Source organism: Sphingopyxis sp. TUF1, assembly GCF_036687315.1.
Taxonomy (GTDB): Bacteria; Pseudomonadota; Alphaproteobacteria; order Sphingomonadales; family Sphingomonadaceae; genus Sphingopyxis; species Sphingopyxis kveilinensis.
Genome location: NZ_CP144683.1, coordinates 1,369,276 through 1,390,849, shown reverse-complemented (window position 1 = coordinate 1,390,849; position 21,574 = coordinate 1,369,276). Strand labels below are relative to the sequence as shown.

At 66.6% G+C, this 21,574-nt stretch carries 9 protein-coding genes; 4 read left to right on the top strand and 5 right to left on the bottom strand.

Annotated features, from left to right (window positions below):
• Positions 1-35 precede the first annotated feature (35 nt).
• Positions 36-2,615 (bottom strand): ATP-dependent chaperone ClpB, encoded by a 2,580-nt coding sequence (gene clpB / locus VSX77_RS06590; RefSeq protein WP_338426855.1) that lies wholly within the window; start codon positions 2,613-2,615, stop codon positions 36-38.
• A gap of 186 nt (positions 2,616-2,801) precedes the next feature.
• Positions 2,802-4,370: a leucyl aminopeptidase gene (locus VSX77_RS06585; protein ID WP_338426854.1), complete on the bottom strand. Its 1,569-nt coding sequence runs from the start codon at positions 4,368-4,370 to the stop codon at positions 2,802-2,804.
• A gap of 156 nt (positions 4,371-4,526) precedes the next feature.
• Here VSX77_RS06585 and VSX77_RS06580 point away from each other — a divergent pair, with 156 nt between their 5' ends.
• From VSX77_RS06580 to VSX77_RS06565, 4 genes are all read left to right on the top strand, one after another.
• On the top strand, positions 4,527-6,683 hold the full coding sequence (locus VSX77_RS06580; protein WP_338426853.1) for an acylase: 2,157 nt from the start codon (positions 4,527-4,529) through the stop codon (positions 6,681-6,683).
• A 97-nt stretch (positions 6,684-6,780) separates the two neighbouring features.
• Positions 6,781-9,660, top strand: a complete 2,880-nt coding sequence (locus VSX77_RS06575; RefSeq protein ID WP_338426852.1) for a M16 family metallopeptidase — start codon at positions 6,781-6,783, stop codon at positions 9,658-9,660.
• A gap of 25 nt (positions 9,661-9,685) precedes the next feature.
• The gene (locus VSX77_RS06570) at positions 9,686-9,988 is read left to right on the top strand and encodes a hypothetical protein (RefSeq protein WP_338426851.1); all 303 of its coding nucleotides are present in this window, start codon (positions 9,686-9,688) and stop codon (positions 9,986-9,988) included.
• A 273-nt stretch (positions 9,989-10,261) separates the two neighbouring features.
• Positions 10,262-11,506: a multidrug effflux MFS transporter gene (locus VSX77_RS06565; protein WP_338426850.1), complete on the top strand. Its 1,245-nt coding sequence runs from the start codon at positions 10,262-10,264 to the stop codon at positions 11,504-11,506.
• A gap of 168 nt (positions 11,507-11,674) precedes the next feature.
• Here VSX77_RS06565 and VSX77_RS06560 read toward each other — a convergent pair whose 3' ends face one another.
• From VSX77_RS06560 to VSX77_RS06550, 3 genes are all read right to left on the bottom strand, one after another.
• On the bottom strand, positions 11,675-13,213 hold the full coding sequence (locus tag VSX77_RS06560; RefSeq protein ID WP_338426849.1) for an amino acid permease: 1,539 nt from the start codon (positions 13,211-13,213) through the stop codon (positions 11,675-11,677).
• Positions 13,214-13,314: 101 nt separating this feature from the next.
• On the bottom strand, positions 13,315-15,501 hold the full coding sequence (pbpC, locus tag VSX77_RS06555; protein WP_338426848.1) for a penicillin-binding protein 1C: 2,187 nt from the start codon (positions 15,499-15,501) through the stop codon (positions 13,315-13,317).
• 162 nt (positions 15,502-15,663) lie between these two features.
• The gene (locus VSX77_RS06550; protein WP_338426847.1) at positions 15,664-21,504 is read right to left on the bottom strand and encodes an alpha-2-macroglobulin family protein; all 5,841 of its coding nucleotides are present in this window, start codon (positions 21,502-21,504) and stop codon (positions 15,664-15,666) included.
• Positions 21,505-21,574: the final 70 nt, after the last annotated feature.

The window sequence follows — 21,574 nt, the reverse complement described above, 5'->3', positions numbered from 1 at the left end:
GATAAGCAAGGGCCGCCCGACGCCGCCATTGCCGCTTACGACGGCATCAACACCAACCCCCCGTCGCCCTCGTCGACGCGCACCGTCGCGCCGTCCTTGACCTCACCCTTCAGGATCAGGTCGGCGAGCGGGTCTTGCAGATATTTCTGCACTGCGCGCTTCAGCGGCCGCGCGCCATAGACGGGATCGTAACCGACACGGCCGAGCCACGCGCGGGCGGGGTCGGTGAGGTCGAGCGTCACCTTGCGGTCGGCGAGCAGCTTTTGCACGCGCGCAACCTGGATGTCGACGATGCCGCCCATATGCTGCTGGCCGAGGCGGTGGAACAGCACGATTTCGTCGAGCCGGTTCAGGAATTCCGGCCGGAAATGCGCGCGCACGACCTCCATCACCGCGGGTTCGGCCTGTTCGACCGGCGCGTCGTCGGGGAGCGCGGCGATCGCCTGGCTGCCGAGGTTCGACGTCAGGATGATGAGCGTGTTGGTGAAATCGACCGTGCGCCCCTGCCCATCGGTGAGCCGCCCGTCGTCGAGCACCTGCAAGAGGATGTTGAACACATCGGCGTGCGCCTTTTCGACCTCGTCGAACAGCACGACCTGATAGGGGCGGCGCCGCACCGCTTCGGTGAGCGTGCCGCCCTCTTCATAGCCGACATAGCCCGGAGGCGCGCCGACGAGCCGCGCGACGCTGTGCTTTTCCATGAATTCGGACATGTCGATGCGGACCATCGCATTGTCGTCGTCGAACAGGAAGCGCGCGAGCGCCTTGGTAAGCTCGGTCTTGCCGACGCCTGTGGGGCCGAGGAACAGGAAGCTGCCGAGCGGACGGTTCGGGTCCTGAAGGCCTGCGCGCGCGCGGCGCACGGCGGTGGAGACGGCGCGGACGGCCTCATCCTGGCCGATGACGCGCTGGGTCAGCGTCTCTTCCATTTTGAGCAGCTTTTCGCGCTCGCCCTCCATCATCCGGTCGACGGGGATCCCCGTCCATTTGCTGACCACTGCGGCGATGTCGTCGGCGGTGACTTCCTCGCGCAGCATCGCGTTGTCCGCTGCGGCCTCCGCATCGGCCAGTTGCTTTTCGAGCGCGGGGATGGTGCCGTAGCTTAGCTCACCGGCCTTTGCGAGGTCGCCCGCGCGCTGCGCTTGTTCGAGCTGTCCGCGCGCGGCGTCGAGCGCCTCCTTGATCTTTGCCTCGGCGTGAATCTTGTCTTTCTCCGCCTGCCAGCGCTGGGTGAGTTCGGCCGATTGCTGTTCGAGATTCGCGAGCTCGGCCTGGAGCGCGGCGAGGCGGTCCCTCGACGCGGCGTCGCTCTCCTTGCCGAGCGCCGATTCCTCGATCTTCATCTGAATGATGCGGCGGTCGAGAGTCTCGATTTCTTCGGGCTTCGATTCGACCTCCATGCGGATGCGGCTCGCCGCCTCGTCCATCAGGTCGATCGCCTTGTCGGGCAGGAAGCGGTCGGAGATATAACGGTGCGACAGCGTCGCCGCGGCGACGATCGCCGCATCGGTGATGCGCACGCCATGATGCAGCTCGTATTTCTCCTTGATCCCGCGCAGGATCGAGATCGAATCCTCGACCGTCGGTTCGCCGACGAACACCGGCTGAAAGCGCCGCTGGAGCGCGGGGTCTTTTTCGACATGCTTGCGATACTCGTCGAGCGTCGTTGCACCGATGCAGTGGAGTTCGCCGCGCGCCAAAGCAGGCTTGAGCAGGTTCGAGGCGTCCATCGCGCCCTCGCCCTTGCCCGCGCCGACGAGCGTATGCATCTCGTCGATGAAGAGGATGATCTCGCCCTCGGCCGATTTCACATCGTCGAGCACGCCCTTCAGGCGCTCTTCGAACTCGCCGCGATATTTGGCGCCCGCGATCAGCGCGCCCATGTCGAGCGCGAGCAGGCGGCGGTCCTTCAGGCTGTCGGGAACGTCGCCGTTGACGATACGCAGCGCGAGGCCCTCGGCAATCGCGGTCTTGCCGACGCCGGGTTCGCCGATCAGCACCGGGTTGTTCTTGGTCCGGCGCGCGAGGATCTGAACCGTACGGCGGATTTCCTCGTCGCGGCCGATGACGGGGTCGAGCTTGCCCTCGCGCGCGACTTCGGTGAGGTCGCGCGCGAATTTATTGAGCGCGTCATAGCGGTCTTCGGCCGATGCCGTGTCGGCGGTGCGGCCGCCGGTCAGCTTGGCGATCGCGGCGTTCAAGGCCTCCGGGGTTACTCCCGCGTCGGCAAAGGCCTTGCCCACCGGCGTGCTCGGCGCCAGCACCATCGCGAGCAGGATATTCTGGACGGCAACAAACTCGCCGCCTGCTTTCGCCGCGACCTGTTCGGCCTGGTCGAGCAGGCGCACGGCGTCATTGTCGAGGCCCGGCGTCGCCTGCGCACCCGACCCTGACACCGCGGGCACCTTGGCGAGCAGTGCGTCGATGCCGGCTACTGCGCGCGCGGTATCGCCGCCGCTGTTGGTGATCAGCCCCGCCGCCATGCCCTGACTGTCCTCGAGCAGCGCCTTGGCAATATGTTCCGGGCTGATCCGCTGATGGTTCATGCGGATGGCGATCGTCTGTGCCGCCTGCAAAAAGCCCTTGGCGCGGTCGGTGAATTTTTCGAGGTTCATGGTGGATAAGCCCCTTTCTCACCCGCGAAGATAGTGTTGCTTTTTGGCAACACAAGGGGGCGCGCTCGACGGTTGATCACGACGGTTGTCATCCCGGCGAAGGCCGGGATCTCGCCCAGGTGTAGCGTGCACCGACGAGACCCCGGCCTTCGCCGGGGTGACGATGATCAGCGGATGCAACTGCTGTCAATCTCCGCCGCGCGCCAGCTGGTCGAGCAGGCGCACGCCAAAGCCTGTCATCCCCTTAGGCACGAGGGGCGTTGCTTTTTCGGCCTGGTTCACCCCCGCTATGTCGAGATGGGCCCAAGGCATCGCCTCATCGACGAAAAAGCCGATGGCATGGGCGCCAAGGCTCGCGCCCGGTTGCTGGCCCGGCGCGATGTTGCGGATGTCGGCGATGTCGGATTTGAGCCTTTCCGCATAATTCTTGTGCAGCGGCATCCGCCACAGTTCCTCGCCGCTCGCCGTTCCCGCCGCGAGAAGTGCGGCGGCGAGTTTTTCGTCGCGCGCGAAGAGGCCGGCATATTGATCGTCGAGCGCCAAAACGATCGAACCCGTGAGCGTTGCGATATTGACGATCGCGCGCGGTTTATATTCGCGTGCGACATATTCATTGGCGTCGGCAAGAACGAGGCGCCCCTCAGCGTCGCTGTTCAGCATCTCGATCGTCTTGCCCGACAGCGTGCGGGTGACGTCGCCGGGGCGTTGAGCGTTACCGTCGGGCATGTTTTCGGCGAGTGCCGCGACCGCGACAACATGCACCGGCGCGCGCGATTTCGCGAGCGACAGCGCCGCGCCGACGGCCGACGCGGCCCCCGACATGTCGCCCTTCATGTCCCACATGCCCGACCCCGGCTTCAGCGAAATGCCCCCCGAATCGAAGGTGATCCCCTTGCCGACGAAGGCCATCGGCGCGGCGGGCGCGCCCGCGCCGCGGTAGCGCACCGCGAGCAGCCGCGACCCGCGCGGGCTGCCCTGTCCGACACCGACGAGCGTGCCCATGCCGAGCCGCCGCATTGCCGCTTCGTCGAGCACCTCGATGCTGACACCCGGCACGCCCGCGAAGGCTTCGCGTACGCGCGCGACAAAGCTTTCGGGGTAGATGACGTTCGCGGGTTCGTTGGCCAGGTCGCGCGACAGGCGCACGCCATCGACGAGTGGCTGCCAGCGCGCCGCAAAAGCCGCCTCGGCGGCCGAGGGATTGGCGCCGACGAGCGTGACCGGTGCGGTCGGCGGCAGCTTGCGATCGACGGTCTTGTAACGGTCGAAGCGATATTGGCCGAGCGCAAACCCATAAGCGACTTCGGCGGTGGAGGTGTCGCCAAATGCACCGGCGATCGCGACGGGATGCGCCTCGCTCTTCATTTCCTGCGCCGCCTTGCCGCCCGCCTCGGCGAGCGCGAGCGACGAGGGAACCGGCCCTGTACCAACGAGCAGGATGCGCGGGTGCGCGCCGATGCCGCGCAGCGACAGCGTCGATTCCGCCTTGCCGTCGAAGCTCGCGGCGGTGATTGCGGCCTCCACCGCCTGCCGCTCGGCGGCAGTCAGCGCGATGCCGTCGAGCGGCGGCAGCGTAGCGTCGGTCATTACAATGACGAGCGCGGCGCCCGCCGGTGCGCGGGACGCGAAGCCGATCGCGCGTTCGGCGCTGTTCGCGGCGCTCGCCGGGACGACGCCCGATCCCATGACGCCCTGCGCCAAAGCGCCGGGCACCAAGGCAAGCGACAGGCAGGCGGAAAGAAGAAGTGTTTTCATGCGCATGGTTCGATTGTCCCCGTTGTTCAATGACCTGCGCTTTGCATAGCGCGCTTCGCCCCGTCCGCAAATCCGGCTCGACGAACGACAGCGGCTTGCCATCTAATGACATGGCGGTCACAGATGCCGCCGAAGCCGAAGCGAAGAGGACCAGTAATGCTGCGACGGATTTTTCTGGGATTTCTGTTGCTGCTGGCAGTAACCGCCGCCTCGCTCGCGTTCTGGGAACCGTTGACCGCGGAAGCGCCTGCGGCGCCCGCCTTCAAGCCCACCGACGTGCGCATTGCGCGCGATAAATTCGGCGTGCCGCACATCTTTGGCAAAACCGATGCCGACGTCGCCTATGGCGTGGCTTATGCGCATGCCGAGGATGATTTTTCGACCTTGCAGGAAGTGCTGGCGATGACGCGCGGCCGCGCGGGGGCGATGCTGGGCGAAGATGGCGCAATGGTCGATTATGCCGAGGCGCTGCTCGGCGTGCGCGCGACCGCGAAGCGCGACTGGCCGCGCCTGCCCGCGGATGTGCGCGCGCTGTTCACCGCCTATGCCGCGGGGCTCAACCATTATGCGGAGGAACACCCGGACGAGGTGCGGCTGTCGGGGCTGTTCCCGGTGACGGGCGAAGATGTCGTTGGGGGTTTCGTGCTGCGCTCGCCCTTTTTCTTCGGGCTCGATTCGGTGCTGGGGTCGCTCGTGGAAGGCAAGCCGATCGGACGCGAGGGCGGTCCCGCGCTCGACGCCACGGGCAAGCTCGTCCCGCGCGAGCTGACGCCGGTCGGCCGCGACCCGGCCGACAATGGATCGAACGGCATGGCGGTCGCGCCCGCGCGCGCGGCCGACGGCGCAACGCGGCTCGTGTCCAATTCGCACCAGCCGTGGACCGGCGGCGTCGCCTGGTACGAGCTGGTCGTCCACAGCGAAGAAGGCTGGGATTTCGCAGGGGCGAACTTTCCCGGATCGCCCTATCCCTTCCTCGGTCACAACAAATATCTTGGCTGGACCAACACGGTGAATCGGCCTGACCTGATCGACGTCTACAAGCTTGTGCTCGACGAGAGCGGCGAGAAATACCGCTTCGACGGCGGCTGGCGCCCGCTCGAGGAAAAGCGCATCTGGCTCAAGGTCAAGGTCGGCCCCTTCGTCCTGCCCGTGCCGCGGACCGTCTATCGCTCGGTGCATGGGCCGGTCGTGAAGAATGACGAGGGCGCCTTTGCGATCCGCTATGCGGGGCAGGATCAGGCGGCGATGGTCACCCAATATTACCGGCTCAACAAGGCAAAGGATTTTGCTGAATGGCGCGCGGCGATGGCGGGGCAGGGCGTGCCCGCGACCAATTTTGTCTATGCTGATGCCAAGGGCAACATCGGCCTGTTCTATAACGCGATGTTCCCCGACCGGCCCGCGGGCTTCAACTGGCGCGGCGTGCTGCCCGGCGACACGTCCGCGGCGCTGTGGACGAAAACTCTGCCGTTCGACCGTGTGCCCGCGCTCGTCAATCCGCGCTCGGGCTATGTGATGAATGCGAACAACACGCCGTGGGTCGCGGCGGGGCCGGGTGACGAGCTCGACGCGGCCGCCTTTTCGCCCTTGCTCGGCATTGAGGACGATATGACCAACCGCGCCGTGCGGCTGATCGAACTGTTCGAGGCGTCGGGCCAGATCGACGAGGCGCGGCTGAAGGCGATCAAATATGACACGGCCTATGCGCGCACGGGCTATGCAAAAGCGTGGATCGATAGGCTGCTCGCGCTCGATACGAAGGGCGATCTGGCGCTTGGCAAGGCGCAGGCGCTGCTCCGCCAATGGGACTGGAATCTCGATGGCAAGGGCCGCGGCGACGCGCTCGCGCTGATGGTGCTGCGCCCGGCGAACGGTCGCCACTACCAGCGCCGCGCCGCGCCCGACCCGCGCGAGGTTTTGAGCCAGGTCGCCGCGCATTTGCAGAAACATTTCGGTGGTCTCGACCCCAGGCTCGGCACGGTGCTCCGCCTCCGCCACGGCGAAGGGGCGAGCCGCATCGACCTGCCGCTTGACGGCGGCAACGATACGGTGCGCGCCTCGACCTTGTGGGACGAGGAGCCCGACGGGCGGCTGAAGGTCCGCCACGGCGACAGCTTCATCATGTTCGTGACATGGGACCGCGATGGCCGCGTGCGCTCCGAATCGATCCAGCCGTTCGGTTCGGCGACGACGCGACCTGACAGCCCGCACTACAACGACCAGGCACCGCTGTTCGTGCGTCACCAGCTGAAGCCCGTACTGTTCGACCCGGCGGCGCTGAGAGCCAGCGGCGCGCGCTTCTATCGGCCTTGAAAGCGGCCGCGCGCTGTCCTAGACCATTGATACAGTGCCGTCCGGCGCCCGGATTCCGGCAGGTCTGAACCTGTCCGCCTTGACCCAGGGGATTTTCATGGCTCGCTTTCACCATTTCGCTGTCGCCCTCGCTTTGTCGACCTCGCTCGTCGCTGCCGCGCCGGCGCTCGCCAAGGCCGCCGCGCCCGCGCCGACCGCCGCGCTCGTCAAGGCGGTCGATATTCCGTATGAGGCCTTCACGCTCGACAACGGGCTGCGCGTCATCGTGCACGAGGATCGCAAGGCGCCCGTCGTCGCGGTGTCGGTGTGGTACCGCGTCGGGTCGAAGCATGAACCCAAGGGCAAGACGGGCTTTGCGCATCTGTTCGAACATCTGATGTTCAACGGGTCGGAAAACGCTCCCGACGATTTCTTCGAGCCGCTGCGGCAGGTCGGTGCGACCGATTTCAACGGTACGACCTTCCTCGACCGCACCAATTATTTTGAAACGGTGCCGACGGGCGCGCTCGACCTCGCGCTCTTCCTCGAAAGCGACCGCATGGGGCATTTGCTCGGCGCGGTGACGCAGGAAAAGCTCGATAACCAGCGCGGCGTCGTCCAGAATGAAAAGCGTCAGGGCGACAACAATCCCTATGGCCTGCTGCGCTACGAGATCTTCGAAAATCTCTTCCCCAAGGGACATCCTTATCATCACAGCACCATCGGTTCGATGGACGACCTCAATTCGGCGAGCCTTGGTGATGTGAAGACGTGGTTCACCGACAATTATGGTCCGAACAATGCCGTGCTGGTGCTGGCGGGCGACATCGACGTGGCGACCGCCAGGGCCAAGGTGGGCCAGTGGTTCGGCGACATTCCGCGCGGTCCCGAGATCAAGGCGCCCCCGGTATCGGTGCCGACGCTGCCCGCGCCGCTCGCCAAAGAGGTCAAGGACATGATCCCGACCACGCGCATCTATCGCATGTGGACGATGCCGGGGCTGAACGATGCCGAATCCGTTCCGCTCCAGATGGCGATGACGGTTCTCGGCGGACTGTCGTCGTCGCGGCTCGACAATGCGCTGGTGCGCAAGGATCCGATCGCGGTCAGCGTCTCGGCCGGCGCCTCGCCGTTCGAAGATGCGGGCATCGTCTTGGTCCAAGCCGACGTCAAGGCGGGCGTCGACCCCGCGCATGTCGCAAAACGCCTCGACGAAGAAATCGCCGCGTTCCTTGCGAGCGGCCCAACCGCCGACGAATTGCAGCGTGCGACCGCGAGCTATCTTGGCGGCGCGATCTCGCAGCTCGAATCGGTCGGCGGGTTCGGCGGCAAGGCGGTGACGCTGGCCGAGGGCGCGCTCTATTCGAACAATCCCGCTTATTACAAGGTTGAGCTCGACCGGCTGGCCAAGGCGACGCCCGAACAGGTGCGCGATGCCGCGCGCAAATGGCTGTCGCGCCCGGCCTTTGCGCTGACCTACACCCCCGGCGAGCGCACCGAGGGCGGCGAGAACCGCGGCGGTGCCATCGTTGCTGCGAAGGATGCCGCCCCGGTCCAGCCCGACCGTTACTGGAACCCCGCGCTGGGCGACGTTGGCCCCGACAGCGGCATGGGGGCCGCGACGTCGATCGCCGATCGCTCGCAATTCCCCGACGTTTCGGGGCTCAAGGCGCTCGAATTTCCCGACATTGAGCGCACGAAGCTCAAAAATGGCATCGAAGTCGTCTTTGCGCGGCGCGACGCCGTGCCGACGGTCAATGTTCAGGTGAGCTTCGACGCCGGCTATGCCGCTGACCCGCGCAGTGCGCTCGGCACGCAGTCGCTGATGCTCAGCCTGATGGACGAAGGCACGAAGAGCCTCGATTCGATTGCCTTTGCCGAAGCGAAGGAGCGGCTGGGTGCGCAGACCTATGGCTATGCCGACGCCGATGAAACCGCGCTCGGCCTGTTCGCGCTCAAGCCGAACCTCCGCGCGTCGCTGGCGCTGCTCGCCGATTATGTGCGCAACCCCGCGTTCGATGCCAAGGAACTGGAGCGCGTGCGCGCGCAGCAGCTCAACCGGCTGAAGGCCGAACTCAACGAACCGCGCTCGATCGCGCAGCGCGTGCTGATGCCGGCGCTTTATGGCACCGAGCACCCCTATGGCATCCCGCCCTCAGGCCTTGGCAACGCCCCAGCCGTGACCGCGGCAACGCGCGACCAGCTTGCAGCCTTCCATTCCGCATGGATTCGCCCGGACAATGCGCGAATCTTCGTCGTCGGCGACACGACGCTGGCCGAGGTGAAGAAGGAACTCGACGCGACATTCGGCAACTGGAAGGCGCCGGCGACGCCGAAGCCGACCAAGCATTTCGAAATTGCCGTGCCCACGCCGCAGCCCCGAATCCTGCTCGTCGACCGGCCCAAATCGCCGCAGTCGGTGATCCTTGCGGGCAAGGTGCTCGACGTCAAAGGCGGCGACGAATTGGAGGTGCTGCGCGCCGCCAATGATATTTTCGGCGGCAATTTCCTGTCGCGGTTCAACATGAATCTGCGCGAGACGAAGGGCTGGTCCTATGGCGTGCGCACGAGCGTGACTGGCGAAAAGGACCGGGTGAGCTGGATTGCGTCGGCGCCGGTGCAGGCCGACCGCACCGGCGATTCGATCAAGGAGCTGCAAAGCGACCTCAAGGCCTTCCTTGGCGACAAGGGCGTGACCAAGGACGAATTGCAGCGCACGGTGAACGGCAGCGTCCGCGAACTGCCGGGCAGTTTCGAAACGTCAAGCGACGTGCTCGGCGGGCTCCGCGCGATCGCCAAATTCGATCGGCCGGACGATTATTATGAGAAGCTGCCCGCGAGCTATGAGGCGATGACGCCCGAAGCTGTCGATGCAGCGGCGCGGAAGGCGCTCAGCACCGACAATCTCGTCTATGTCGTCGTCGGTGACGCCGCAGTGGTGAAACCGCAGCTTGACGGATTGGGGCTGCCGGTGGAAACGGTGTCTCCCGCTAACTAACATCAGTTTCAGTAAGGAGAGCGCAATGTCCCAAGTCGATGGCAGCTATGACTGCGTCACCAAATCGCCGATGGGCGACCAGAAATCGGTTTTCACCGTCAAAAGCGACGGCGACAGCTTCACCGGCCAGAATGCCGGTGCCATGGGGTCGCTCGACGTCGAAAATGGCAAGGTCGACGGCAATAAGCTGACCTGGACCATGAACATGAAAGTGCCGATGCCGATGACGCTCGAATGCGAAGCGACGATCGACGGCGACGCGCTGACCGGCACGATCAAGGCCGGTGCCTTTGGTTCGATGGCGATGACCGGCACGCGCCAGGGTTGATCGGTCCGTCCGAGTAAAGACTAGGGCCGTCCCGCGGGGCGGCCCTTTTCTTTTTGGGGCTTGGTTGAGAGATTTTCGCTTGGGGTGGTGAGCTGCCGTTTGACGCGACGGAAGCCCCTCCCCTTCAGGGGAGGGGCTGGCTTTCCTTATGTCCGCTTCCGGTCGTTAGCGGACGTCACCAGCGGCGCCGACACTTATCACCCCTTCAATTGCATAGCTTTTCCTGCCCTGGGGGCTATCCAAAGCGGCGCGGCGGGCGCATAGGCTGCTCCCATGCACAAACCGACCGACTCTTCGCAGCGGAGCCTTCCCGGCGACCGTGAAATGGTTGTGATGATGGCGATGGTGATGGCGCTCAACGCGCTCGCCATCGACTCGATGTTGCCCGCGCTTCCGGCGATCGGCGAGGGGCTGGGCGTCGGCGTCGCCAACGACCGGCAATATGTCATTTCGGTCTATCTGTTCGGCATCGGCTTCGGGTCGCTGATTTATGGTCCGCTGTCCGACCGTTTCGGGCGCAAGGGCGTTCTGGTGCCTGCGCTGTTCGCCTATCTCGCGCTGTCGATCGGTTGCGGCCTTGCAACAAGTTTTGAAATATTGCTCGCGCTGCGCTTCATTCACGGATTGGTCAGCGCGGCGCTTGGCGTAATCGTCGTCGCAGTGATCCGCGACCTGTTCGCGGGCGATGCGATGGCCAAACGGCTGTCGCTGATCTTCCTCGTTTTCATGATCGTGCCGATCATCGCGCCGACGCTCGGCGCCGGTGTCGCCGCGGTAGCGGGCTGGCGCGCGATTTTCATCGTGCTTGCGGCGATGTCGATCGTGATGCTGGTCTGGCTCCGCCGCCTGCCCGAAACGCTCGACCCCGCCGACGTGCGCCCGCTCGATCTGAAGACGATGGCGGCCGGCTGGGCAACGGTAACGCGGCATCGCCGCGCGGCGGGCTATATGATCGCATCGGGCACGATGCAGGGCGCGCTCTATGGCTATCTGAACAGCAGCGAACAGATCATCGGTGAGGTATTCAATGCGCGCAGCCTGTTCCCGCTGATCTTTGCCTGCGTCGCGGTCGGCATTGCGATTGCGAATTTTTCGAACGCCGCAATTGTTGAGCGTTTCGGCGCGCGGCGCGTGTCGCAGTCGGCGGTCTTCGCCTTCATGGCGACCTCGATTCTTCAGATCGTCGCCGCGCTGAGCGGCGCCGAGACCTTGTGGATGTTCACGCTGCTGATGATGGTCAACGTCGGCCTAGTCGGTTTTATCGGCAGCAATTTCGGATCGATCGCGATGGAAGATTTCGGCCATATGGCTGGCGTCGCATCCTCCTACCAAAGCTTTGCCAAGACCCTGCTCGCAGCGACCGTCGGGGCGATCATCGGCCAGCAATATGATGGCACGACGCTGCCGATTGCCTATGCCTTTCTGATCTGCGCGATCGTTGGCCTCGCCCTCGTCTTGTGGGCCGAGCGCGGAAAGCTGTTTACCCGGCCGAGAACGGCGCCCAAAAACCCTTTCTGACCGGCAATTCGCCGCGGCGACCGTCCTCGGCTTCGGTCGCGAGTTGTCATGGACGCGCGCTGCAAGCCGCTTTTCTGCGCGAGAGTGTGCGTCGATAGCCGCAATGCCCCCGATCGCTGCGCAAAAGAAAGGGGGCCGAAGCCCCCTTTCCAATCGTCAGTCGAACCCTCAGTGGAACGAGGGTGCCGGCGGCACCGGCGGCGGCGGCGCATCGGCGTCGTCTTCGTGCACTTCGACGCGTCCTTGCCCCACATGGCTGCGTTTGCGGCTGTAGACAAAATAGACGACCAGACCGATCGCGGCCCAGATCAGGAAGAGATTGATGCTCTTCTGGTCGAGGTTGAAGAAGAGATAAAGGCAGCCAATGATCGCAATCGGGGCCGTGATATAGATCATCGGCGTGCGGAACGGACGATGGCGGCCCGGATCCGTACGACGGATCACCATCACCGCGATCGAAACGGCGGCGAAAGCGAAGAGCGTACCCGAGTTCGAGATGTTCGCCAGCTGCCCCACGGGGAAGAAGGCGGCGAACAGCGCCACCGCGATGCCGGTGATGATCGTGATGACGTGCGGCGTGTTGAACTTCGGGTGGATCTTCGAGAAAGCCTGCGGGAGCAGGCCGTCGCGGCTCATCACGAAAAAGATGCGCGTCTGGCCGAACATCATCATCAGGATGACCGAAGGCAGTGCCAAGCCAGCGGCGAGACCGATCAGATTACCGATCTGCGGCCAGCCGATTTCGCGCAGCGTCCACGCCAGCGCCTCCTTTGAACAGACGACGGCCTGATCGCCGATCGCGCCGCAGGCGGCGGCAAGTTCGCGGCTGCCGGGTTCGAGCGCGTGGCCCGCAGCGGCGTCGATCCCGACCGGCTGGGCGCCGACGGTGCCGATGACGCCCGCAGCGACGAGCAGGTAGAAGATGGTGCAGATGGCAAGGCTGCCGATCAGGCCGATCGGCATGTTGCGCTGCGGATTTTTGGTTTCCTCGGCCGCGGTCGAGACTGCGTCGAAGCCCACATAAGCGAAGAAAATCGATGCGGCGGCGGCGCCGATACCCCCGATACCCAACGGTGCGAAGGGTTCGAAATTCTCCATCTGCATCACGGGAAGAGCAAGGATGATGAACAGCGTCAGCGCGGCGACCTTGATCACCACGAGGATCGCGTTGACCGTCGCCGATTCGCGCGTGCCGATGACCAACAGAAACGTCACGAGGCCGGCGATGAACATTGCGGGCAGGTTGATCATGCCGCCGTCGAACGGGCCGAGAACATATTTGGCCGGTATGTCCAGACCGAAACTATGCTCGATCAGGCCGACGACATAGCCCGACCATCCGACCGAAACTGCCCCGGCCGCAACCGCATATTCGAGGATCAGCGCCCAGCCGACCATCCAGGCGATCAATTCGCCCATTACGGCATAGCTATAGGTATAGGCCGAACCCGAAACGGGAACCATCGACGCCATTTCGGCATAGCAGAGCGCGGCGAAAGCGCAGACGAAACCGGCGATAATGAAGCTGATCATCATGCCCGGGCCAGCTTTTTGCGCCGCCTCTGCCGTCAGGACGAAAATCCCGGTTCCGATCACGGCACCTATGCCCAGCATCGTCAACTGGAATGCGCCGAGCGTGCGCGTAAGCGACTTTTTTTCCGCCGTCGCCAAAATGGCATCCAACGGCTTTACGCGGTCAAATAGCATGTTCTTCCCCTTTGGAGCGGCTGAGGTGCCGCCCGTCTCTTGGCGGGGCAGACTAGCCGCTCTTCGCGTCAGCGCAACTTAATTTCAGGGACCGCCGCCGCTTACCGTACCGTAAAGCGCACTCGGTCAATCATTCGGCCGCCCGGATCAACAAGCGCGAGCATATGCGTGCCCGGCCGCGGCACGATCTGCTGTCCTGAATCGGCGTCGCCGAGCGGTTTTTTATCAAGAATCAGCCGGTGTCCCGCGACCGATCCGCTCACCGCCACCGCGAGCCGCTGGCGGTCGATCGGAATGTCGGGGTCGAGTGCATAGACGCTGCCGCTGACGGGGCTGGTGATGCGCGGTCGGCGCGCGACGGCGGGCGCGGTGGCCATTTCATTCTGTGCGGTGCCAGCAAGGAAATATTCGCGGCGCGGCGGTTCGCGAGTGCCGGGGAGGGCGATGCGGCGGGCTTCGACGCCATCGGGCATGGTCGGAGCTTTGCCCGGATTATCCGCATGAAGCGCGAGCATCACGTCGCGCCAGACGGGCGCGGCGCCCGAGGTGCCGGAGACTGCGCGCATCGAATCGCCCTCCAGATTTCCGACCCATACCGCAACGGTGAAGCGGTCGGACCAGCCGATGCACCAATTGTCGCGCATGCCTTTCGAGGTGCCCGTCTTGGCGGCGGCCCAGAAGGGGAGGCGGAGGGCGCTGTCGGCGCCGAACGCGTCGGTGCGCGCGGACGCGTCGGCGAGGATGTCGCCGACGATGAAGGCGGCGGCGGGGCTGACGATCCGGCGCGGCGGATGTTGGCGAAGGTGCCGCGCAGCGTCGAAGGTCACCGGCGACCACTTTCCCATATTGGCGAATGTTCTGAAGGCGTTAGCTTGTTCGACCAAGGAAACTTCGGCCGATCCGAGCGCCAGAGAGTATCCATAATATTCGCCATCCTCGACAAGGCCGTGATAGCCCAAGGCCCAGAGGCGGTCGCGGAACTGCTGGACGTCGTCGATGACGAGCGCGCGGACCGCGGGGACGTTGAGCGAGGCGGCTAGCGCGTGGCGGACGCTGACCGGCCCCTTGAAGCTGCGGTCGTAATTTTTGGGGACGTAGAGGCCCGAGGCGGTGTCGAGCTGAACCGGGCTGTCGTCGAGGATCGACGCGGCGGTGAGCCAGCCATGTTCGATCACCTGCGCATAGAGGTGCGGCTTCAGGGTCGATCCGGCCTGCCGCCGCGCATTGGCGCCGTCGACTTGTGACGCGGTCGATTGGAGTCCGACGCCGCCGACATAGGCGAGCACCTCGCCGCTTTCATTGTCGAGCACGACGACCGCGCCGTCGCGGACGCGGTCCGAACCGAGCCCGGCGAGCTGGCGCCGCAGCGCGACGATCGCCGCGGCCTGGATGCGGCGGTCGATCGTGGTGGCGACGCGCTTGCCGGGTTTGTCGAGCAGGCGGACGGCAAGGTGCGGCGCGAGGCCGGGGTCGGCGCGCGCGGCGTGCTCGCCCGATACCAAAGTCGCGGCGGCGGCGCGGATCGCGGTGCAGTCGCTGGCCGCCGCGATGCGGCACGCGCGGCGGGCGAGCGCGTCGGCGCCCGCGCCGGGGCTGGGGAGGAGACCCGCGAAGAGCGCGGCATCGGTGCGGTTCAGCTCGGCGGGCGCCTTGCCGAACAGGCTCGCCGCGCCCGCGCCGATGCCTTGTGCTTCACCGCGCAGGGGGACGAGGTTCAGATAGGCCTCGAGCATCTGCTCGTGCGTCCACGCATCGGCGAGGTGCCGCGCCGCGCGCATCTGACGGAGCTTGGCGCGCCAGCCGCGCTGCCCCGGCTGTGCAAGGGTGGGGTCGAGATAGGCGGCGAGCTGCATCGCGAGCGTCGAGGCGCCGCGCGAGCGATTTCCGGTCGCGTCGCTGGTCAGCCGCGCGCGGATCGCGCTCGCGGCCGCGAGCCAGTCGACGCCGCCGTGCGACCAGAAGCGGCGATCTTCGGCGCGAACGACGGCGGTGCGGACGGCGGGGCTGATGTCTTTGAGCGGCACCCAGGCGAGGCGGCGGCGCTGAAAATCGACGCGTTCGCTGTCGAGGAGGCGGCCGTCGCGGTCGTAGAGCCAGGCTTCGCTGGGCTGCCAGTCGGCGCGGACGGCGGCGTAGGCGGGCATGGGTGGCGGTTTGGTGGCGAGGTGCGCGATGGTGGTGAGGATGAGCGCGGCGAGCGCGGCCCATGCGAGCGCGTGGGGCCAGCGGCGGGAAGGAGGTCGGGAAAACCGGCGAACGAGCGGCTGTACCGTGTTGGCGGCAGGCATAAGCCCCTCCCCTTCAGGGGAGGGGTTTGGGGTGGGGGCCCGACGCCTCGCGCAAGGCCGCTGGCCCCCACCCCACTACGACTAGGCAGCAAGCTGCCAAGTCTTCGTTGCCCCTCCCCTGAAGGGGAGGGGTTTGGTTTTGGGCCCACAGGTCAAAGATCATCACGACCCCACATTCGCCACCGTGACCGGCGCGTTGGGCCATTGGCCGCGGATCGCGGGGGAGTACATTGCATCGACGCGCGTCGGAGGCAGGGTGAAGCGGCCCGAGCCATTGAGGCGGACCACATATTCGACCGTGTGGGTGCCCGCGGGCATCCAGCCGAAATAGCCGCGCCAGCTGTCCTTGCCGCGCTCGACATAGCTCGGCTGCGCGCCCGATCCGCCTGCCTGATCGGCCAGCATTTCGGACTGGCCGCCGAGATTGCCGACGATCGTCGCGCCGGGGGCAACGGGATCGTTGATCACGACCCACGTCCGCCCCGCGGCCGCGACGACCTCGATCCGTATCTTGATGACGTCGCCGCGGGTCAGCCGGTCCTTGTTCGCCGCCTTGACGATGCTGACCGACCGCTTGATCCGGTAGCCCGCATTGAGCGGTTCCTTCAAGGGCACGGCGGCCTTGACGCTGACGGTGGCCCATGGCGATCCCGTGCCCTGATGATTGAGGCTCATCGTCGCAGCATTGAGCGCCACGCGCAGCGGCGAAGGGGCTTCGGCGGGAAGCGGCCAGCTTTGCGAAGCGGTATTGCCCGCAAGGCCGACTTTGGTGACGCCGGTGATCGCGCTCGCCGGATAGATCTCGGCGAAGCGGCGGACGGTGACCGCGCCCCACGCATTCGCCGGGGTGGTGTCCCAATGGCCCTTGCGCTGGCGCTGCGCGACGCCGACCATCAGCTTGCCCGCGTCATCCTCCCAGCCCTTGCGGCCGAGAACGGCACCCAGCGCCTTGATCGCCATTTCGTCGCCGCTGACCATCATCCACCATGGCGCGCGCGCATCGTCGACGAGGTCGAGGCGCGTGCCTTCGTAGACGAGGCGCTTGCGAAGTTCGGCCTCGGCCGCGGTGCGCAGCGCGGCGGCGTTCCGTACCCCCGGTGTCCGCTCGATTGCGACGAGCCAGTCGGCGAGCGTGCCCGTCGCCATATCGACGGGGCGCATGTCGATCGCGGCGACGAGGCGCGCGTTGGAGGCATTGGCGCGCGCAAGCGCCGCGAGGGCGGCGATACGGACGGGACGAATATCCCACGGACCATAGCCGCGGCGCGTCAGCCGCCCCTCGACAACCGCTTGCAGCGCAGCGACCATTTTCGCGCGCGACGCTTCAGGGATCGCAAAGCCGTTCGCCGCGGTGATGCCGAGGACATAGGCGGTGAGCTCGATCGAGCCCTCCATCCGCTCGTTGGGCCAATAGCGGAGCAGCCCGTCGTCATCGAGATAGGTCGGCATGGCGCCCGCCAGCGCCTGCCACCGCCCGAGGTCGCCCAAGGCCACCGCGCGCGACGTTTGTTGTTCGAAGCAGGTGTAGGGATAGGCGGCCATATAGTCGCGCACCCCGGCGAGCGGCGGCGCGAGCGTGCCCGCGAGCGCGACGTCGACATATCCGCCGGGCAGCGCGCCTGCGGGGATCGCGATGGGCAGCGTGGTGTTCGGGCCGACGCGGAAGAGGCTGGCGGCCCAGGTTTCGATCGGCACCGCGGGTTCGACGATCTGTTCGAAGACGAGGCGGTCGCGCGCCTTGCCGTCCTTCGTCGCTGCCTCGACCGTCCAGCTCAGCGGCCCCGCCTGATCGGGGGCGGTGATCGCCCAGCTCACCGGCACGGCGCCGCCCGCGGGGATCGTCACCGTCAGCGGCGGCGCGGTCGCGATCGCGGGCGCGAGCGTCGCGGTCGCGGTGACCTCCATCGCCTTGTCGGTGCCGTTGCGGAGCGTGAAGCGCGCGTCATAGGCGTCGCCGGTGCGGACCAGTTCGGGCAGCCCGGCAAAGACGCCGAGATCCTGTACGGTGCGCACGCTCGTTTCGCCGGTGCCGAACAGCTGCGATCCGTCGGTCGCGATCGCGACGAGGCGGAAGCCCGAGAGATTGTCGCTGAGCGGCACGTCGATGCTCGCGCGGCCCTTCGCATCGAGCGGGACATTGCCTTTCCAGAGCAGCACCGGGCGGAAATCCTCGCGCGTCAGCCCCGACAGGTCGCCGCCCCCCCCGCCGCCGGGTTCGAGTGCCTTGCGGCCATAATGTCTTTTACCAACCACCTGCATCTGCGCGGTCGAGGTGAGCACGTCGAGCGTGCGCTCGCCCATCATCGCGGCGAGGATGTCCCAGCTTTCGTTGGGCGCGAGCTGGAGCAACGCTTCGTCGACCGCGGCGAAGGCGACGTCGGCGTTTTTCGGCGCCTTGCCGCCCGGAGCCTTGACCTCGATGCCGACTTTCGCGGTTTCGCGGACGGCATATTTTTCCTTGTCGGCCTTCACCTTGACGCCGAGCTTGTGCCCTTCCCAGCCGACCTTGATGCGCGCGATGCCCATGCGATAGGCGGGCTTGGCGAGATCGACCAAGGCGGTCGGCGGCGCGCCTTCGCTGGTCTCGATCCTGAAACCCACCGCGCGCTTCATCTTGCGGAACCAGCTTTCCTGACCCGTCACGCGCCCGCGCACCGCCATCACCGAGACATAGACGTCGGGCGCGTAGGTGGCGGGCAGCTTGACCTGCACGACGGGGTTGGTGCCTTTGAGCGGCACCACGAAGCTGGAGAGCACGCCTTCGCGTTCGACGGTGACGAGCGCGGTCGCTTCGCGGAAGGGCATCCGCACCTGAAAGCGCGCGGTGTCGCCTGCGGCGTAGCGCGGCTGTTCGGCGATCACATCCATGCGGTCGCCATTGTCGCCGCCGAACCACCATTCGTCGTCGCCCGCAAGCCAGACCGAACGGACGGCGCGCGCCTCGTTGCCGTCGGCGTCGCGCGTCGTCGCCACGACGGTGACTTCGCCCGACACGCCGGGCGCCATCGCACAGCTCGCGCGGCCGAGCCGGTCGGTCGTCGCGGTGCAGTTGGCATCGAGGCGCTCGGTGCGCATCTGATTGTCATAGGCGTAGAAGCCGCCGATCAGGCGGCGGCGCGCGGTGATGATCTGGCGGCTGTAGAGCGCGACATCGACGCGCTGGCCGCGGATCGGCTTGCCATCGAGGTCGAGTGCGACGAAATTGAGGCGGAGGTCATCGTCGCGCATCATCCAGCCGTCGGTCTTGAGCCCGAGCCGCACGGCAGCGGGATAGAGGGTGATGCGGCGGCTCGCCGTCAGCGTCTCGCCATTGGCATCTTCATAATCCATTTCGGCGGCCATCATTGTCGGCTCGCCGATCGGCTGATCGACGACGACGCTGGTCGTCGCGGTGCCGTCGGCCCCGAGCGTCAGCGGCACCGAACGCGCAAGCGGCAGGTCGCCGCCGGGTTCCTCGCCGCTGTCGTCGAGCTGGACGACGCCTTCCTTGACCGGACGGCCATCGAAATCCCAGTCGCGGTAATCTTCGGGCGGCGACCAGGTAGCGCGGAAATTGGTGCGCAGTTCAACGGGGATGCCCGGCGCGGGGCCGCCCGACAGATAGCCGACGAACAGGCTGAGCGGCACCGCGGCGGGGCGCACGAGCGCGCCCTTGGGTCCGGTGATCGCGGCCTTCATCGTCGGCAGGCGATATTCGTCGACGCGGACGCTCTGGCCCGTCCAGATGCTCTTGTCCTCGCCATCCTTATCCTTGGTGACAAAGACGAGTTCATAATCGCCCATCGGTGCCGAGGCGGGCACGTTCCACACGCTTTCGCCGCTTCCGCCCGCGGCAATCGCGAAGGGCATTTCGAACTCGGTGTCCGAACCGCGGTGGACGAGGCGGAGCTTGCCCGCGAGCGGTTCGGGGGTGCGAAAGCCGAGGCCGACGGGGCGGCGCAGCACATGCTTCATATGCACCGTCTCGCCCGCTTTCACGAGCGCGCGGTCGAAGATGGTGTGGAGGATGTCGTCGCGCTCCGACCAACCATAGGGGAGGTCGAAGTCATAGGGGCGGATGCCGTCGCCCCAGTCGGTGAGGGTGAAGCTGAAATCGTCGCCGCTGCGCGCGCTGACCATCAGCGCATGGCCTTCGCTGTTGGCGGGATCGGCGCCGTCTTCGCAATTCGAATAGGTTTCGGGCTGCGGCAGGCCCGAGGGGAAGGCGAGGCGCCCGGCCTTGTCGGCGGTGCCGCGCGCGAGCAGGCGGCCGGTGCAGCTGTCGGACACGCGGATCTCGGCGCCTGCGACGGGCTTGCCGCTGGCGAGCGAGGTGACCCAGGCGAGCGAGCCGTCGCGGCCCCATTTGAAATGCACCGCCATGTCGGTGACGAGCGCGGCGGTGGCGACATAGCGCGTCGCCCGGCGGCCGAGCAGCGCGGCGCCGAGTTCGGGGCTCGCGATCTCGACGATGTGGAACCCCTTTTCCGACAGGGGGATGCCGACGACTTCGAATGGCTTGCCGCCCGCGGGCGGGGTGAGCTGCATATCGCGGCGCTCGCCGCCGGACGGTGCCTCGGCGAATAGTGATTTCGTGCCGGTGTAGTTGACGGTGATCTCCTTGCCCGCTGCGTCCTTTTCCTCGCGATAGTCGCTGTCGTCGGCATCCTCGACGCGGCGGAGCCAGCGCGCGACCGCGGCGTCGTCGTCGCCGATGCGCAGCGTGGCGGCGGGCATCTTTAGGTCTTTGCGGACGAGCGACGCTTCGACGCCGCGCACGGTGACGGGCAGGACGCCGCCTTCGCGCGCTTCCAATATGCCGAATTCGGCCGCAAATTTGACGAGCGGCGGGGTGTGGTCGATGTGGAATTTGAGCGGGAAGTTCGTGGCATTGAGCAGCGCGCGGCCGCTCTGGTCGGTGACGTCGGCGGGCAGGATCAGCGTTGCGTCGACATTCTGCGGCAGCGGGCCGGCGAAGCGGACCTGCGTCAGATGCGTGTCATTGCGGTCGTCGTCGTCGACCCTGGCGGCGATCGTTTTGCCATCGGCGGTGGTGAGCTTTGCGGCAAGCGCGGTGTCGCGCGTGACGGGCGCGGTGAAGCGCAGCACGACGTCCTTGATCGGGTTGCACCCCGCCTGCGGATTGACGCGGCTGCACGACATTTTGGCCGTGAAGGCTGGGCGGACGCTATGGTCGAAGCGCTGGTCGCGCCCCGCGGTGCGGCCGGGGATGCCTGCCTGCGCGATGCGCGCGTCCCAGACGAGCGCCATGTCGCGCCCCGGCGGCAGCGGGCGCCGGCATTTGACCGCGACGATGCGGCCCAGCGCAGCGTCGCGCTCGGCGCCGGCGGCGGGCAGGCGCTGCGGCAGCCCGGCGTCGTAGGTGAAGGACTGGCGCGACCAGTTGCCGTCGCCGAGGTCGGTGAGGATCTCGGTCGCGGTCGCGCGCGGCAGCACGTCGAGCGGGATCTTCTCGCCGATGCCGTCGACCGCGCAATAGCCGTAGCGGGCGACCGAGGCGCGGTCGGCGGCGACGTTGGTCGCGACGAGGAAGACCTGCTCCTCCTCGATCCCGCCGTCGATCCCGCCCGCGAGCACGGCGCGCGCCGAGGGGCCGCCGGTGTCGATCGCGAAGCGGTCATTACCGGTGACCGCGACGCCGCGCGCGGTGACGAGGCCGCTCCGCAGCTCGACATGACAGGCGAGCCCGCCGGGGAGCGGCGCGTCGAATTCGAGCACCCAGGTGCGCGTGTCGACCCAGCGGGCGGACGACGGGCGCTTGCAGTCGTTGGTCGCGGGGGCCTGCGCGCGCGGATCGCCGAGCGCGACCATGTCTTCGGAAAAGCGCAGCGTGAAGCGGGTGATCGTGCCCTCGCCGGTGCCGCTGCTGCCCGGAGTCGCGAGGATGACCTGCGGCACGGTGTCGGCGGCGGTCGCGGCCATCGCGAGGCCGAGCGGCACGATCAGCGCGAGTTTCGCGCGGCCGGCCAGCCATTTACCGAGTCCCTGCCAACCCCTCGTCATCGCCCCGTCTCCCCTCGCCGGCCTGCGCGCCTATCCTGCTGGAAAGCGGGGGGCGAGTCCAGCCGTTGCC